Here is a 16,271-nt window from a genome sequence, read left to right as displayed (position 1 = left end):
TGGAGGTAGCCGCCGTTGAACTCGATGACCCCGGCGGGCGGTTCGGCGAGCGTGGCGAGGACGCCGCTCGCGTCCACGGCGCGCGGCAGACCCTCGGGGGACGCGGCGCTGAGGGCTAGGTGCTGCCAGGAGGTGTCGCCCTCGGCGGCGGGCGCGGGGCGGTCCGCGCGGTAGGCGCCCGCGCCCGGACGGGTCACCACGAGGCCCTCGGCCGCGAGGAGCGCGAGGGCCCGCGAGACGGTGACGGGTCCGACGCGGTGCCGCGCGACGAGTTCCCGGCTCGACGGCAGCTTTCCACCAGGTGGGTAGCGGTCGAACTCGGCACGGAGGAGCGCCACCAACTCCCCTACGCTGCTACGCTCTTGCATGAGACGTGACAATAGCGCTATCGCGCATCCCACGATAGCGGTCGGTGCGCCGGCCGCCGGTCCCCGGACCCGCTCGGGTCTCCTCCTCGCCGCGCTCGGGGTGCTCTGTTTCTCGCTCACCTTCCCCTCGACCGTCTGGGGCCTCGAAAGCTTCGGCCCGTGGTCGCTCGTGTGCCTGCGGTGCGTGCTCGCCACGGCCGTCGCGGGCGTCTTCCTGCGCGCGGCGCGCGCCAGGGTGCCGGGACGGGCGCACTGGGCCGGGATCGCGGTCGTGGCCGGGGGCGGGCTGCTCGGCTTCCCGCTCCTGACGACCCTCGCGCTCCAGACGTCCACGACGGCCCACTCGGCGGTCGTAGTGGGCCTGTTGCCGCTCACGACGGCGCTCGTGGCCGCCGCCCGCTCGGGCGTGTGGCCGCCGCGCGCCTTCTGGCCGGCGGCGGGGGCGGGCGCGGCGATCGTCCTGGCGTTCACGCTGGGGCAGGGAGGAGGCGGGTTCACGCGCGGGGACGTGCTGCTCTTCGGGGCGCTCCTGGTGTGCGCGGCGAGTTACGCGGAGGGCGGGCGGCTCGCGGCGGTCATGCCGGGGTGGCAGGTCAGCGCGTGGGCGCTCGTGGCGTGCCTGCCGCTGACGGCGGTGGGCGCGGTGGTGGCCCTGTGCCTGGAGCCTCCCGTGCGGTGGAGCGGGCACGGGATCGCCGGTCTCGCGTGGGTCTCGGTGGGGTCCACCTTCGTCGGGCTCTTCGTGTGGTACCGGGGCATGGCCGAGACGGGGGTCGCGCGGGCGAGCCAACTCCAGCTCGCTCAACCGCTGTTGACCCTGCTGTGGTCGGTGACGCTGCTGGGCGAGTCGCTTCCGGCCGCCGCCCCGCTCGCGGCGGTGGGGGTGGTGCTGTGCATCGCGGGGACGCAGTGGGCGACGCGGGGGCGGGGGCGGGGGCGGGGCTGAGCCCGTACCCCCGCCGCCCCGCCGTCCTCACCCCCCGCCCTCGCCGTCTCACTCCTGGCCCCGCCGTCCTCACCCCCGCAGCGGCGCCCGCTCCCGGTAGTGGTCCCGCACCACGCGGCTCATCGCGCCGAGCGGGTCGTTCGCGACCTCCTTCGCCGCGAAGAAGGCGTGGCCGTGCACCTCGGGGAGGCGCGCGGTGAGGTCGAGGTGCTTCGACAGCTCGGCGGGGTCCGCCCAGGCGGCAGGCTGCGCGGCGTCGCCCACCTTGTAGAGGGCCTCGCCGATGTAGAGGTCCACCCCGGTGCCGCGCACGGCCTTCGCCCACCAGTGGGCGAGGGTCGCGTAGTCGGCGGCGGGGAAGCCGATGTTCCAGTAGAGCTGCGGCACGATGTGGTCGATCCAGCCCTCGCGCACCCAGCGCAGGGTGTCGGCGTACAGGTCGTCGTAGCTCTGCACGGCGGCGGAGGTGCCGGAGCCGCGCGGGTCGGTGCTCGCGTTGCGCCACACGCCGAAGGGGCTGATGCCGAAGCGGACGTGCGGCTTGAGGCGGCGCAGGCGGGCGCTCGTCTCGCGCACGAGCTGGTCGGTGTTGTGGCGGCGCCAGGCGGCCCGGTCGGGGAAGTCGCCGCCGTACAGGGCGAAGGCGCGGTCGTCGTCGAAGGGCTGCCCGGCCACCGGGTAGGGGTAGAAGTAGTCGTCCCAGTGCACGGCGTCGATGTCGTAGTGCGCGACCGCGTCGAGCATCGCGTCCTCGACGTACCGCCGCACCTCGGGCAGCCCGGGGTTGTAGTACATCTGCCCCTGATAGGTGACGACCCAGTCCGGGTTGATCCTGGCCGGGTGGGTGGGGACGAGGCGGGTCGGGTCGTCGTGGACGGCGATGCGGTAAGGGTTGAACCAGGCGTGCAGCTCCAGGCCCCGCCGGTGGGCCTCGCGCACCGCGAAGCCGAGCGGGTCGTAGCCCGGGTCCCTGCCCTGTTCCCCGGAGAGGTACGCCGACCACGGCTCGTACGGGGAGGGCCACAGCGCGTCCGCCGAGGGGCGGACCTGGAGGATGACGGTGTTGAGGCGGCGCGCGACGGCCGTGTCGAGGTGGCCGCGCAGCTCGGCCTGCTGGACGGCGGCGGGCAGTCCCGGCGCCGAGGGCCAGTCGCGGTTCGTGATGCTCGCCACCCACTCGCCCCGCATGCGCTGTCCGCGCGGCGGGTGGCCCCCGCCGTGCCCGGGCGCCCCCGTGCGGGCCGCGCCCGTGGTGCCGAGAGCCGCCACGACCCCTGCGGCGAGGGCGGTGAAGCCTCTGCGGCTGAGCGTTCCCCTGTCGTCCATCCGGTACCTCCACAGGCTCGGTTGTCACGTACCTCACACGCGCACCCCCATCTCATGCCCTCCCCTGGGGAACCGCCACACATTGACCGCGCGGTAACGTTCACGCCTGGGCGCGCCTCGGGCCGCCCGAGACTTCATCCCCGGACGGCGAGAGGCACGAGGTGACGGACTTCAAGGCCGACGTAGCACGCGTCGGAGTGGTCGGCTGCGGACAGATGGGCGCGGGAATCGCGGAGGTCTGCGCACGTGCCGGTCTCGACGTGAAGGTCGCGGAGACCACCGGCGACGCACTGGAGTACGGCCGCACCCGGCTCGGCAACTCGCTCGCCAAGGCCGCCGAGCGCGGCAAGCTCACGGCCGACGAACTGGCCGCGACGCAGTCCAGGCTCAGCTTCACCACCGACCTCGGCGAGTTCGCCGACCGCGACCTCGTGATCGAGGCCGTCGTCGAGAACGAGCAGGTCAAGACGGAGATCTTCCAGGTCCTCGACCAGGTCGTGACCCGCAAGGACGCGATCCTCGCCTCGAACACCTCCTCGATCCCGATCGTGAAGCTCGCGGTGGCCACCTCGCGCCCCGACCACGTCATCGGCATCCACTTCTTCAACCCGGCCCCGGTGCAGAAGCTCGTGGAGCTGATCCCGGCGCTCACCACCTCCGAGGGCACCATCAGCCGCGCCCACGTGTGGGCCGAGAAGGTGCTCGGCAAGCACGCGATCCGCGCGCAGGACCGCTCGGGCTTCGTCGTCAACGCGCTCCTCGTGCCGTACCTGCTCTCGTCGATCCGCATGTTCGAGCAGGGCATCGCGAGCCGCGAGGACATCGACAGCGGCATGGAGCTGGGCTGCGCCCACCCGATGGGCCCGCTCAAGCTCGCGGACCTCATCGGCCTCGACACGATCGTCTCGATCTCCGAGGGCATGTACGAGGAGTACGCGGAGCCGCTGTACGCGGCGCCGCCGCTGCTGCGCCGGATGGTCGAGGCGGGCCGCCTGGGCCGGAAGTCGGGCTCCGGCTTCTACGCGTACCAGTAGACCGAGCCGGACCCGGCGGGGGCGATCGGACCGAGGGCCGCGCGGGGGCGCCGGGCCGAGGGCCGCGCCCCCGCCTCTTATTCTCCCCGCAAGCCCTTTCCGCCTTGCTAGCATCCCCTCCCACCAGGGGAAACACCCACTGGTGACGAGGTGGGGAGCGGGACATGGGCGGTACGTGGACGGACGACGTCTTCCCCGAGACGGAGCTGGTATCGGGCAATCTCCGGCTGCGGGCCTTCGACGCGGGGGACGTCGAGGACGTCCGGCTGGCCTGCTCCGACGAGGAGATACAGCGCTGGCTGCCGCTGCCGCGCCCGTACGACCTGGAGGCGGCCCGTGGCTGGTGCACCGACTTCAGCCACCACCTGCGGACCTCGGGGGACGGCATCCACTGGGCGGTCACGGACGGGGGGAGCGGCCGGCTGCTCGGCACGATCGGGCTCAAGGCGACCGACTGGCGCGCGCTCGTCAGCGAGGTCGGCTACTGGGTGGCGCCGTGGGCCCGGCGGCAGGGCGTCGCCGTCGCGGCGACGCGGGCGGTCGCGGGGTGGCTGCTCGGCGAGTGCGGCTTCGAACGTCTCGAACTGCGGGCGGCGACGGAGAACCTCGCCTCGCGGGCCGTCGCGGAGCGGGCCGGTTTCGTACGGGAGGGCGTGCTGCGCAACGCGGGGCACGTGCACGAGGGCCGGGTGGACCTCGTGGCGTACGCGCTGATCCCCTCGGACGAGGCCGCCCTCCCGAAGGTGGAGGCGCGCACGGTCACGGACTGAACGCGCGAGAGGCCCCCGGTGCCCCTGAGGGGGCGCCGGGGGCCTCGCCCGCGCGACGGGCTTCTCGGCCGTCATGCGGGGCCTCGATGGTGGTGGAGGGTCAGTATTCCTCGGGGGGCGCGCCCCGTTCGGTGCTCCGCCCGGGTCCCGCCGAGCCGTCGTCGTAGTCGACGCGCTCCTTGCGTACGGAGTCGCTGACCTCCTGTTCCTCGGTGACGCGCTCCGCCTCCAGGCGGACCCGTTCGACGGGGACCGCCTCCTTGCGGATGACCGGCCGTTCCGCGTGCAGGGTGACCTCGGCGTTCTCCTCGCCGATGGAGGCGTCCACGGCGTCGCCCTCGCGGATCGGTTCGCGTACGAGCCTGGCCTCTTCGTGGCTGACCGGGATCGTCGTCGTGACGTTCTCCGTCACCACGACCTTGTGCAGCCGGGCCCGGCCGGATTCCTCCTCCTGCGTACCGACCCGCAGGCGCTCCTCGGAGCGGATCATCTCCTCGCCGGGTTCCCCGTCCCAGGAGGTACGGGCACCGGCACCCGCGAGTTCACGCTCGGTGCTCTCGCCCGTCGCCTCGTTCGGGTTGGCCGGGCCGAGACCGGAACCGGCCCCGCTCATGCCCGCCTGGTCGGCGGAGGGGGTGCCCGCCTTGGCCTGCTGGCCGGTACCGGCGAGCGACTCGTCCTCCGTGTCCATCCCGCCGGGTGCGGCGGCCCCCTGCTTGCCCTCGCCCCCGCCGGACATGCCGCCACCGGTCGCCGTCATCCCGTAGTGGGCGTACAGCTCCTCCTCACCGGCCGCGTCCAGGTGCTGCCCGGCGTCGAGACGGGGGGCGTCCTTGATCGCGTTCTTGTCGTGTTCCAGGTGCAGACCCTCGGCATCCGAGCGCGCACCTTCCAGCGGGACGAAGCTCTCCTTCATCCCGAACAGACCGGTCTTCACCGTCACCCACTCCGGGCGGCCGGTGCGGTCGTCGCGGTAGACCTGCTCGACGCTGCCGACCTTGGCCCCGTCCCGGTCGTACGCGGTCAGGCCCACGAGCTGGTCAACGCTGAGGAAGCCCTCGTCTGAAGTCATGAGTGCCCTCTTCCTGCGAGAGCGCGCGGCGAAGGGGCCGGGGTCCCCTCCACGAGAGGCGCGCGCCACTCCTTCCATGCGGCGCGCTCCGGAGCCTTTCGGCAACCGAGAGAGGGGATCGAACGGCGAAATACCCCATTGGACGGATATCGCACGTAAGTGGTTTAAATAATCCATCCCCTCCGGCGCTTGGGGAGCGGGGTGCGGGGCAGAGCCCCAGGACACCACGCGTCACGGCGCCACCACGCACCGCACTGCCTCGCGAAGCAACGCCTTGCGCCGCTCGTGGTCCTCGGCCGGCTCCTCCGCCGTCGCCGCGTACACGTGACTCACCGGCGACCACGCGCACGCCATCGCGATGACGAGACTCAGCAGCTCGAAGGGGTCCCCCTCCCGCAACCGCCCCGCCTCCTGCGCCGCCCTCATCGCCGCGAGCTTGGGCCCCCGCTGCGGGTCGTCGATCCACAGCCCTCCGGGCCGCCGCTCCAGTCGGGTCCAGGCGATGAGGCGGACGAGGTTGGGGCGGCGCAGATTCTGCTCGTAGAGGCCGACCGCCCACCCGGGCAGGTCGTCGGCGTCGAAGGGGATCATCTCCACGATGTCGCTCGTGCGGTCGGCGACGACGGCGTCGAAGAGACCGTCCTTGTTGCCGAAGTACCCGTACAACTGCGCCTTGTTGGTGCGCGCTGCGGAGATGATCCGCTCGATCCTGGCCCCGGCGATGCCGCGCAGGGCGAATTCCTCGGTCGCCGCGTCGAGGATGCGGCGCCTGGTCGCGGCGCCGCGCGGCGTACTGGGCAGCTCGGGCATGGGATCACGGTAGCAAACAGAACAGTTGGTTTGCTTTTCCCACCGCAGCGCCTACGCTGAAACAGACCGAACAGTCTGTCTTGGAGTTGCCCCATGCGTTCCACCCCTGCCTGGCAGCACGTCCCCGGCGCACCCGCCCTGGAGCGCGCGACGGTCGAGCGGCGCGAGCTGCGCGCCGACGATCTCGCCGTGCGCGTCGAGTACTGCGGGGTCTGCCACAGCGACCTGCACCAGATCAACGATGTCGCCGGGCGGCGCACGGGCCCGCTCGTACCCGGGCACGAGTTCGTCGGCACGGTCACGGAGACCGGCGCGGACGTCACGGGCTTCGCACCCGGCGACAAGGTCGCGATCGGCACCCTCGTCGACTCCTGCGGGACCTGCCCGATGTGCCTGGCCGGGCGCGAGAACTACTGCGCCGAGTTCCCGACCGTCACGTACGGCGGGGCCGATCGCGTGGACGGCCTGCCGACGCTCGGCGGGTACAGCCGTGAGTACGTCCTGCGCGAGAAGTTCGCCTTCCCCCTGCCCGCCGGCCTCGAACCGGCCGCCGCCGCGCCGTTGATGTGCGCGGGGATCACGATGTGGGAGCCGCTGAACGCCGCCGGGACCGGCCCGGGGAGCAAGGTCGCCGTGGCCGGTCTCGGCGGTCTCGGCCACCTGGGCGTGAAGCTCGCCGTCGCGCTCGGCGCCGAGGTCACCGTCCTGAGCCGGACGCCGGACAAGGCCGCAGACGCCGCGAAGCTCGGCGCGGAATCGCTGCTCGTGACAACCGACGAGGCGGCGGTGGAGGCGGCGCGCGGGCGTTTCGACCTGGTGCTCGACACGATCTCGGCGCCGCACGACCTCAACCGGATGCTCTCGATGGTCGCCGTGGACGGCACGCTCAGCGTCCTCGGCTTCTTCGGCGAGGCGCCCGTCCAGCTCATGGGCCTCCTGCTCGGCGCCAAGAAGCTCAGCTCGTCGGCCACGGGGGGCCGCGCCGAGACGGCCAGGATGCTGGAGTTCTGCGGCACGCACGGCATCACCGCGGATGTCGAGGTGCTGCCCTCCGCCCGGGTGAACGAGGCGCTGGAGCGCCTGGAGCGCGGCGACGTGCGCTACCGCTTCGTCCTGGACGTCGCGGATCTGGACGGGGAGCCGCCGCGGGCCGTGTGAGGACGGGGGCGGTACGGAGCGGGGCGGACGGCACGGGGCCGGTCAGCCGGTACGGGCCGGGTGCGCCGCCGTACGTACCGCCCCCGCTCCACCCGCGCCACCCGCCCCCTCACTCCTCCCGCATCCGGTGCAGCAGGAGCAGCGCCGCCGCCATCGTGGCCGCGGGGACCTGGCCCTGGCTCACGAGGTCGGGCACGAGCTTGAGCGGGACCCACTCGCGGCGCGAGGACTCGAAGCCGTCGACGGGCTCGCCCGTCCACTCCGCGCTCTCGCCCCAGTACACGTGGTGGACCGCGTCGCTGAGCCCGTTCGAGGGCTCGGTGCTCAGCAGGTGCTGGAGGGGGCCGGGACGCCAGCCCGACTCCTCCTCCAGTTCGCGCGCCGCGGCCCGCTCCGGGTCCTCCCCGTCCTCGACCACGCCCGCGGGCAACTCCCAGCCCCACGTATCGGTGATGAAGCGGTGCCGCCACAACAGGAGGACTTCCGCCGACTCGTTGACGACGGTCGCCGCAGCGACCGGGCGCTGCCGGATCAGGAAGTGGTCGAGATGGCGTCCGTCCGGCAACTCCACATCGGCGAGGTGCACGCGAAACCAGCGATTTCCATACACAAATTGTTCGCTCTGTTTCGTCCAACGCACGTTTCTGCCACCTTTCATGAGGAGGTGGCACTATCGCAGTCCCCGCCGCACACGGGGCGGGCGCCTTGGCCGCTCACCGGAGCACAGCGGGCGGCGCGGGCGGGACCCGGGGCAGGCGCGCCCCGGCGCACCACCGCCCGTCGCCGGCCGACGAGGCTCACACCGGCACCCGCAGCGCCCGGTCGATCAGCTCGGCCGCCTGCCCCGTACCGCTGCCCCCGGTACGCACCAGGTGCTCGCGCACGGCGCGAAGGCGCTCCCGCAGCCGCCTGGACTCCATGCCCGTGGCGCACTCGGCCATCTCGACCGCCGCCTCGACGGCCCCGTCCGTCTCGCCCTGTCGCAGCGCGATGTGACTGAGCATCGCGAGGCGGTGGACGCGGCCCCTGTCGTGCGCCGGGCTGGCCACGGCCGCCCGCGCGTGCTCGCGCGCCCCGCGCAGATCGCCGAGGCTCAACAGGGCCTCGGCGACCTGCACGTTGACGAGTCCCGGCTGCACGTATCCCGTCTCGTCGGGTTCATGGCCGCGGCGGATGCGCTCGGCGGCGGTCTCCGCGCGACGGATGCAGTCGAGCGCGCTGCCCGCGTCCCCGAGGTGCGCGTACGCCTTCGCCTGCATCGCGTGCAGGTCCGAGGCGAGCGCGGGCGACACCGCGCGCCCGGCCGCGCGCAGCGCCGCCTCGGCGAAGGCGACGGCCTGCCGGTGGGCCGCGAGGTGGAGCGACTGGTTGACGAGGAGGGCGATGACGTACGCGCCGAAGGCCCGGTCCCCGCTCGCCTTGGCGAGGCGGAGCGCCTGGTGGAAGCAGCGCTGGGCGAGGCCGTGCGCGTCCGCGTCGTACGCGCAGATCCCGGCGACCGCGACGAGCGCGCCGGTCGCGCGGTGCAGGGCGCGCCCCGTGTCGTCGCCGTAGCTGCCGCGCAGGAGCGGCGCGGCCTCGGCGTTGAGAAAGGAGACGACGCGGGGGCGGATGACGACGCCGCCCGCCTTGCGGTAGAGCTGCTCGTAGTGGGCGCGGGCCGCGCGCAGCATCTCGATGTCGGCGCCCGAGACGCGGCGGGGGCCGCCGCGCGAGACGTCGGTGTCCTCCGGCGGGTTCTCCCACTCCCACACGGGGACGATCGCGGGGGTGCCCGTGACGGCGGGGGCGCCGAGGACGTGGGGGCGCTGCTGCTGGTCGGAGCGCCACAGGGCGGTGGCGCGCTCGACGAAGCCGGACAGCGAGCCCGGACGCGCCGCGGCGGGCTCGCCGGGGATGCCGAGGCCGATGTCGTCGAGGGTGACGGGGCGGGCGAGGCGGCGCGAGAGGACTTCGCAGATCAGGTCGGGGACCTGGCCGCGCGGTCGCTGGCCGCGCAGCCAGCGCGAGACGGCGGTGTGCTCGTAGCGCAGGGTCAGTCCGCGGGCCGCGCCCGCCCGGTTGACGTGGGCGGCGAGACCGGCGTGCGAGATCGCGGCCTCGTCGAGGATCGCGTCGAGGAGGGAGTTGGGCTCCATGCTGGCTCCGGGGGCTGGGGCGCTGTCATCGCTGCGGGTGAGCGAACGAACACCCGTTGTGGCACAGCGTAACGGAGCGGGATTCACACGGGGTGTGAAAGGAGCGCACGCACCGGGGCATCGCGCGCGCTTTCGCGGGGCGCGCGAGGGCGCTTGACTGTGTCTCGCGGACGCCGGGCTCCCCCCTCGACAAGTACGGCGTCCCCACCGGCGCCGTCCCGCCTGCCGCAGCCGCTTCAACTCCGGCCCGGCGGGCGGCGCCCCAGCCGCCCGGCCCCTCCGGCCTCTCCCCCCTGGCCGGAGGGGTTTCGGGGTTCCGCGCGACGTCGTTCCTGGCGGCTGTGACCGCGGTCGCGGACCGCGCCTGCTCCGCGCGTGCGTGTGCGCGTGTTCACCGGAAAGCCTGTGCGAGGTTCACCGGAACGAGTGGCACTCCCCGTACCGCGCACGCGTCACCCCCGCGCACGCGCCTCCGCACGGGGGCCGGGCCCGCCACGCGAAGCGGCCGGGCCCCGTCGTCACGACAGGACCCGGCCGCTCACGCCGGTACGAGGAGCCGGGCTCCCCGAGGCGGGGTCACACCCCGCGCAGCACCGCCCCCGTGTGCTCCGCCGCGAGCGCCACCGCCGCGTCGCGCGCGGCCGTGGCCTCCTCGACGGTCAGGGTGCGGTCGGCGGCGCGGAAGCGCAGCGCGTACGCGAGGGACTTGTGGCCCTCGGCGAGCTGGTCGCCCGTGTAGACGTCGAACAGCCGCAGCGACTCCAGGAGTTCGCCCGCGCCCTCGCGCAGCGCGGACTCGACCTCGGCGGCCGGGACGTCCGCGGGGACGACGAGCGCGACGTCCTGCGTGGCCACGGGGTAGTTCGAGATGCGCGGGGCCTGCACGGCGCCGGCTCCCGCCCGCTCCAGGGCGTCCAGGTCGAGCTCGGTCGCGCAGGTGCGGGCCGGGAGGCCGAGCGCCTTGATGACGCGCGGGTGCAGTTCGCCCGCGTGGCCGATGACGCGCTCGGCGCCGTCCACGAAGGCGACCAGCTCGGCGCACCGGCCCGGGTGCCAGGGCCCGTACGCGCCCTTGCGGACCACGAGGTCCGCGCCCGCCTCGGCGGCGGCCGTGCGCGCGGCCTCGATGGCGTCGGCCCAGTCCGCCGGGTGGCCCTTGCCCCACCAGCCGGACTGCTCGCGGGAGCCGGCGAGGACCACGGCGAGGTGCCGGGGCTGCTCGGGAAGGGCCGCGTTCAGCTCGTCGAGCTGCGTCTCCTCGGGGCGGTGGGCCACGGGAAGACGCTCGGGCACGACGGCGTCGGCGCGCGGGTGGAAGACGAGCCCCGACTCGAAGAGCGCGAGGTCGTGGCTGCCGCGCCCCTCGTTGCGGCGCAGGGCCGCGAGCAGACCGGGCAGCAGCGTCGTGCGCAGCGCGGGCTCCTCGTCCGAGAGCGGGTTGACGAGGCGCACGACGCGGCGGGCCGGGTCGTCGTCCGCGAGGCCGAGCGCGTCGAAGGCGTCGGTCCCGAGGAACGGGTAGGTGAGCGCCTCGACGTACCCGCGCCCGGCGAGCGCGCGGCCCACGCGGCGGTGGAAGCGCTGGCGCTCGGTGAGGCCGCGCCCGGCGGGGGGCTTGGGCAGCGTGGAGGGCAGGTTCTCGTAGCCCTCCAGGCGGATGACCTCTTCGGCGAGGTCGTTGGGCGCGGTGAGGTCGGGCCGCCACGAGGGGATCGTGACGATCAGCTCGTCCTGGCCGTACACGTCGCAGCCGACCTCCTGCAGGCGGCGGACGACGGTCTCGCGTCCGTACGCGACGCCCGCGACGCGGTCGGGGTGCCCGGCCGGCATCGTGACGGTGCGCGGCGCGGAGGGCGCGATGACCTCCGTGACGCCCGCGTCGGCCGTGCCGCCCGCGAGCAGGACGAGCAGGTCGACGGTGCGCTGCGCGGCGGCCGAGGCGGCCTGCGGGTCGACGCCGCGCTCGAAGCGCCGGGACGCCTCGGAGGCGAGCTTGTGGCGGCGCGAGGCGCGGGCGATGGTGATCTGGTCGAAGTGCGCGGCCTCGACGACGACCTCGGTGGTGCCCAGTTCGGCGCCGTGGTCGGCGATCTCGGTCTCGGCGCCGCCCATGACCCCGGCGAGCCCGATGGGCCCGCGCTCGTCGGTGATGACGAGGTCCTCGGGGTCGAGCGTGCGCGTCTGCCCGTCGAGCGTCTTGAGTTTCTCGCCGGCCTGGGCGCGGCGCACGCCGATCGGGCCGCGGACCTGCGAGCGGTCGTAGGCGTGCAGCGGCTGGCCCAGCTCCAGCATCACGTAGTTGGTGATGTCGACGGTGAGCGAGACGGGCCGCATCCCGGCCTTCTGGATGCGGCGGGCCATCCAGATCGGGGTACGCGCCTCGGGGTCGAGCCCCGCGACGGTACGGGCCGTGAAGCGGTCGCAGCCGAAGGGGTCGGCGATCTCGACGGGGTAGCCGTGGGCGTTGGGCCCGGGTACGTCGATGAGCGCCGGGTCGCGCAGCGGGAGCCCGTACGCGATGGCGGTCTCGCGGGCGATGCCGCGCATCGAGAGGCAGTAACCGCGGTCGGGCGTGACGGCGATGTCGAGGACCTCGTCGACGAGTTCGAGCAGCTCGATCGCGTCGGTGCCGACCTCGTACTGCGGCGGCAGCACGATGATTCCGTGCGTACCGTCATCCCCCATGCCGAGCTCGTCGGCGGAGCAGATCATGCCGTGGGAGGTCTTGCCGTACGTCTTGCGCGCGGCGATCGCGAAGTCGCCGGGCAGGACGGCGCCGGGCAGGACGACGACGACCTTGTCGCCGACGGTGAAGTTGCGGGCGCCGCAGACGATCTCCTGAAGCTCGCCCGTGCCGTTGGCGTCGCCGACGTCGACGTGGCAGAAGCGGATGGGCTTCTTGAAGCCCTCCAGCTCCTCGATGGCGCGGACCTGGCCGACGACCAGGGGGCCCTTGAGCCCGGCGCCGAGCTGCTCGACGGTCTCGACCTCAAGCCCTGCGGAGACCAGCTTGGCCTGCACGTCACGGCCGGTCTCGGTGGCGGGGAGGTCGACGTACTCCCGCAGCCAGGAAAGCGGGACCCGCATCAGATCTCCATCCCGAACGGCCGGGTGAAACGGACGTCACCCTCGACCATGTCTCGCATGTCCTCGACGTTGTGGCGGAACATCAGCATTCGCTCGATACCGAAGCCGAACGCGAATCCGCTGTACTTCTCCGGGTCGACGCCGCAGGCCGTGAGGACCTTCGGGTTGACCATGCCGCAGCCGCCCAGCTCGATCCAGCCCTCGCTGGAGCACGTGCGGCAGGGGCGGTCCGGGTTCCCGACCGACTCGCCCTTGCACACGTAGCAGAGCATGTCCATCTCGGCGGACGGCTCGGTGAAGGGGAAGTAGTTGGGGCGAAGGCGCGTCGTCATGTCGGGGCCGAAGAGCGCGCGCACCATGTGGTCGAGCGTGCCCTTGAGGTCGGCCATCGTCAGGCCCTCGTCCACGGCGAGCAGCTCGATCTGGTGGAAGACCGGGGTGTGCGTGGCGTCCAGCTCGTCGGTCCGGTACACGCGGCCCGGGCACACGACGTAGACGGGCGCGCCGCGCTCCAGGAGCGAGCGGGCCTGGACGGGCGAGGTGTGGGTGCGCAGCACGACGCCGGACTCGTCGCCCTCGGTGCCCTTCGGGCCCTGGACGAAGAAGGTGTCCTGCATCTGCCGGGCGGGGTGGTCCGGGGTGAAGTTGAGCGCGTCGAAGTTGAACCACTCGGCCTCCGCCTCGGGGCCCTCGGCGACCTCGTAGCCCATCGCGACGAAGACGTCCGCGACGCGCTCCATCATCGTGGTCAGCGGGTGGCGCGCTCCGGCGGGGACGCGGTCGTACGGGAGCGTGACGTCGACGGTCTCCTCGACGAGGACACGCGCGTCCCGCTCGGCCTCCAGCTCGGCCTGGCGGGCCGCGAGCGCCTTGTTCACGGCGCCGCGGGCCTGGCCGACCCGCTTGCCCGCCTCGGCCTTCGCCTGCGGGGGCAGGGCGCCGATCTCGCGGTTGGCGAGGGCAAGCGGCGAGGTGCCGCCGGTGTGGGCGGTCTTGGCCTGGGCGAGCTGGTCGAGGTCGGCGGCGGCGGCGAAGGCGGCGAACGCCTCGTCCCGCATCCGCGCGATCTCGTCCGGCTTCAGCGCCTCGACCTCTACTGGGTCGTACGACTTGTTGGGTGCCGACATTTCTTCCCGTGCTTCCGACGTGGGTGGCTGAGGGTCCCGTCTCGGTCTGTGGACGATCCGTCCACGAAAAGGGGACGCGGACGTGCCAAAGACCGAGTCTACCGGGGGGCGGGTGGGGGGCGGCGCGGGTGGGCGGCCCCGGAGCCGTACGTCACAAGGGGGTACGGGGGCGTACGCCACAAGGGGGACGGGGCGGGGCGGCCTCGGGCGGGGGGCCCGTCGCGCTACTGGAGGTGAGCCGGCAGCGCCACGGGCAGCATGAACCGGAAGCAGGCACCGCCGCGCGGGGCCCGGCCGACCGTGATCCAGCCGCCGTGCACCTCGACGATGCCCTTCACGATGTAGAGGCCGAGACCGGTGCCGCCGCGCTTGGAGCCGCGCCAGAAGCGCGTGAAGACGCGGTTCATCGACTCCTCGGGGATGCCCTGCCCCTCGTCGCTCACCGTGATCACGGTCCCTTCCGGTCCCTCGCCGCCCGCCGTGGGCGCGATGTCGATCGTGACAGTTCCTCCGCCGTGGCGCACCGCGTTTTCCAGGAGGTTGCTCAGGACCTGGTCGACTTTGTCGGGATCGGCCCACAGCGCGGGCAACGGGCGGCGCACGGTGATGAGGAAGCGGTCGCAGGAGCGCCCCGCGGCGATGTGCGCCTGCACGTGCCGGGCCGCCGCGCCCGCGATGTCCACGGGCTGGCGGCGCAGCTCCATGCGGCCGGCGTCGATGCGGGAGATGTCGAGGAGTTCCGTGATCAGCCGCGTGACGCGGTGGGCGTCCGCGTCGACGGTCTCCAGCATGAGCCGCTTCTGGTCGTCGTTGAACCTCTCCCACTTGGCCAGGAGCGTCGCGGTGAAGCCCTTGACGGAGGTGAGCGGCGAGCGCAGTTCGTGCGCGACGGTCGCGATCAGCTCGGCGTGGCTGCGCTCGGTACGGCGCCTGGCCCCGGTGTCGCGCAGCGAGACGACGAGCCGCTCCAGCGGCCCGCGCGGGCGGTTGCGCACGTACTGGGCCGAGACGAGGACTTCACGGCCGCCGGGAAGCAGGAGGTTCCTCTCCGGCTGCCGGGTCCTGATCGCGAGCCCCCCGTAGGGGTCGGTGAGCCGCCACCACCGCCGCCCGTCGAGGTCTTCGAGCGGCAGCACGTCCTCCAGGGGCCTGCCGAGCACGGCCCCGGCCGGCCTCCCCGTGATCCGCGTCGCGGCGGTGTTGAAGCACGTCACGAGCCCGCGCGCGTCCGCGACGACGAGCCCGTCCGGCAGGTCGTCGGGGCGCAGGGGGTCCGGGGCACGGGGCGCGGGAACACCGCTCGCCGCGGGTTCGTCCCCGGCCGCGGGGCCCCGTACCCGCCCGCGCCACTCCCCCGCCAGGACCTCGCGGGCCCCGCCCTTCGTGCCGCCGTCCGCCATCCCCGTACCGCACCTTCCCGACCGGTTCGCGGGTCCCCGAAGGGGCTAGAAGGAGCCACCTTATCGGGGCGGGGCGGGCCGCGTACGCGGGTCCGCTACGCCGTGCGGCCGCGCTGGGCGCGGGCCGAGGCGTAGAGGCAGACCGCGGCGGCCGTGGCGAGGTTGAGGGACTCGGCCTTGCCGTGCAGCGGGACGCGGACGACCGCGTCGGCGAGGGCGCGGGTCTCCTCGGGGAGGCCCCAGGCCTCGTTGCCGAAGACCCACGCGGTCGGGCCGCCCATCGTGCCGCGGTCGAGTTCGTCGTCCAGGTCGTCGGCGCCCGCCCCGTCCGCGGCCAGGACCCGCACCCCGATCCCGCGCAGCCCCGCGACGGCCTCCTCGACGGGCACGCCGGTGACGACGGGCAGGTGGAAGAGCGAACCGACCGAGGCGCGCACGCACTTGGGGTTGTACACGTCCACCGAGGCGTCGGTGAGGACTACGGCGTCCGCGCCCGCGGCGTCCGCGCAGCGCAGCACCGTACCGGCGTTGCCGGGGTCGCGGACGTGCGCGAGGACGGCGACGAGGCGGGGACGCGCGGCGAGGACCTCGGCGAAATCGGTGTCGAGGAAGCGGCACAGGCCGATGACGCCCTGCGGGGTGACGGTGTCGGCCATCGCGGCGAGGACCTCCTCGCTCGCGCTGATCACCGGGACGCCCCGGGCGCGCGCGTCGGCGAGGAGTTCGGGGTGGCGGCGCGCGGCGTCCTCGGTCGCGTACACCTCGACGAGGTGCCCCGCGGCCTCCCGCACGGCCTGCGGGCCCTCGGCGAGGAAGCGGCGCTCTTTGCCGCGGAAGCTCCGCTTCGCGAGCCGTCGCGCGGCGACGACGCGGGGGGAGCGCAGGGAGGTCAGCTCGGGGGCCGGCATGTGCTCACTCTCGGGGACGTACGGGGACGGGCGTACGGGGACGGGCGACGGGGACGGGCGTACGGGTACGGGCGACCGGCGCGGGCGGCGGGCCCGGTGCGGGCCACGGAGCCGACGCGGGCCGCGG

14 protein-coding genes are annotated in these 16,271 nt (G+C 73.8%); 4 read left to right on the top strand and 10 right to left on the bottom strand.

What is annotated here, in order from left to right:
* On the bottom strand, positions 1 to 368 hold a 368-nt coding region (locus G3I42_RS22935), incomplete at its 3' end, for a GntR family transcriptional regulator (protein ID WP_164288841.1).
* Here G3I42_RS22935 and G3I42_RS22930 point away from each other — a divergent pair.
* The gene (locus G3I42_RS22930) at positions 367 to 1,314 is read left to right on the top strand and encodes a DMT family transporter (protein ID WP_164288840.1); all 948 of its coding nucleotides are present in this window, start codon (positions 367 to 369) and stop codon (positions 1,312 to 1,314) included. The two genes, G3I42_RS22935 and G3I42_RS22930, sit on opposite strands and share 2 nt — an antisense overlap.
* A gap of 69 nt (positions 1,315 to 1,383) precedes the next feature.
* Here the strand turns inward: G3I42_RS22930 and G3I42_RS22925 are convergent, their stop codons facing one another.
* Positions 1,384 to 2,640, bottom strand: a complete 1,257-nt coding sequence (locus G3I42_RS22925; protein WP_164288839.1) for a family 10 glycosylhydrolase — start codon at positions 2,638 to 2,640, stop codon at positions 1,384 to 1,386.
* A gap of 161 nt (positions 2,641 to 2,801) precedes the next feature.
* Here G3I42_RS22925 and G3I42_RS22920 point away from each other — a divergent pair, with 161 nt between their 5' ends.
* Both G3I42_RS22920 and G3I42_RS22915 read left to right on the top strand, forming a co-directional pair.
* On the top strand, positions 2,802 to 3,674 hold the full coding sequence (locus tag G3I42_RS22920; protein WP_164288838.1) for a 3-hydroxybutyryl-CoA dehydrogenase: 873 nt from the start codon (positions 2,802 to 2,804) through the stop codon (positions 3,672 to 3,674).
* 164 nt (positions 3,675 to 3,838) lie between these two features.
* Positions 3,839 to 4,444, top strand: a complete 606-nt coding sequence (locus G3I42_RS22915) for a GNAT family N-acetyltransferase (protein ID WP_164288837.1) — start codon at positions 3,839 to 3,841, stop codon at positions 4,442 to 4,444.
* A 100-nt stretch (positions 4,445 to 4,544) separates the two neighbouring features.
* Here G3I42_RS22915 and G3I42_RS22910 read toward each other — a convergent pair whose 3' ends face one another.
* Both G3I42_RS22910 and G3I42_RS22905 read right to left on the bottom strand, forming a co-directional pair.
* A complete protein-coding gene (locus tag G3I42_RS22910) occupies positions 4,545 to 5,516 on the bottom strand; it encodes a PRC and DUF2382 domain-containing protein (RefSeq protein ID WP_164288836.1) in 972 nt (323 codons plus the stop codon).
* Positions 5,517 to 5,747: 231 nt separating this feature from the next.
* Complete coding sequence (locus G3I42_RS22905; protein ID WP_164288834.1) at positions 5,748 to 6,326, bottom strand: TetR family transcriptional regulator; 579 nt, start codon at positions 6,324 to 6,326, stop codon at positions 5,748 to 5,750.
* 93 nt (positions 6,327 to 6,419) lie between these two features.
* On the opposite strand from G3I42_RS22905, the gene G3I42_RS22900 reads away from it, so the two are divergent.
* On the top strand, positions 6,420 to 7,484 hold the full coding sequence (locus tag G3I42_RS22900) for an NAD(P)-dependent alcohol dehydrogenase (RefSeq protein ID WP_164288832.1): 1,065 nt from the start codon (positions 6,420 to 6,422) through the stop codon (positions 7,482 to 7,484).
* Between the two features lie 109 nt (positions 7,485 to 7,593).
* On the opposite strand, the gene G3I42_RS22895 is transcribed toward G3I42_RS22900, so the two are convergent.
* The 6 genes from G3I42_RS22895 to G3I42_RS22870 all read right to left on the bottom strand — a co-directional run bounded on the left by G3I42_RS22895 (position 7,594) and on the right by G3I42_RS22870 (position 16,144).
* Positions 7,594 to 8,124 (bottom strand): NUDIX hydrolase, encoded by a 531-nt coding sequence (locus G3I42_RS22895; protein WP_164288831.1) that lies wholly within the window; start codon positions 8,122 to 8,124, stop codon positions 7,594 to 7,596.
* 157 nt (positions 8,125 to 8,281) lie between these two features.
* Entirely contained in the window at positions 8,282 to 9,622 is a 1,341-nt protein-coding gene (locus tag G3I42_RS22890; RefSeq protein ID WP_164288829.1) for a transcriptional regulator, read from the bottom strand.
* Positions 9,623 to 10,198: 576 nt separating this feature from the next.
* Positions 10,199 to 12,709, bottom strand: a complete 2,511-nt coding sequence (gene pheT, locus G3I42_RS22885; protein WP_164288828.1) for a phenylalanine--tRNA ligase subunit beta — start codon at positions 12,707 to 12,709, stop codon at positions 10,199 to 10,201.
* Positions 12,709 to 13,836, bottom strand: coding sequence for a phenylalanine--tRNA ligase subunit alpha (gene pheS, locus G3I42_RS22880; protein ID WP_164288826.1), 1,128 nt, complete (start codon positions 13,834 to 13,836; stop codon positions 12,709 to 12,711). Before pheS ends, pheT begins: the two co-directional genes overlap by 1 nt.
* A 224-nt stretch (positions 13,837 to 14,060) precedes the next feature.
* Entirely contained in the window at positions 14,061 to 15,236 is a 1,176-nt protein-coding gene (locus tag G3I42_RS22875) for an ATP-binding protein (protein ID WP_164288824.1), read from the bottom strand.
* A gap of 95 nt (positions 15,237 to 15,331) precedes the next feature.
* Complete coding sequence (locus G3I42_RS22870; RefSeq protein ID WP_164288822.1) at positions 15,332 to 16,144, bottom strand: RNA methyltransferase; 813 nt, start codon at positions 16,142 to 16,144, stop codon at positions 15,332 to 15,334.
* Positions 16,145 to 16,271 lie beyond the last annotated feature (127 nt).

Origin of the sequence: Streptomyces sp. SID11385, assembly GCF_010548245.1 — a bacterium.
In the GTDB taxonomy this organism is placed as follows: Bacteria; Actinomycetota; Actinomycetes; order Streptomycetales; family Streptomycetaceae; genus Streptomyces.
Note: the sequence above shows the minus strand (reverse complement) of the source record. Positions and strands in the feature narration are given on the sequence as shown.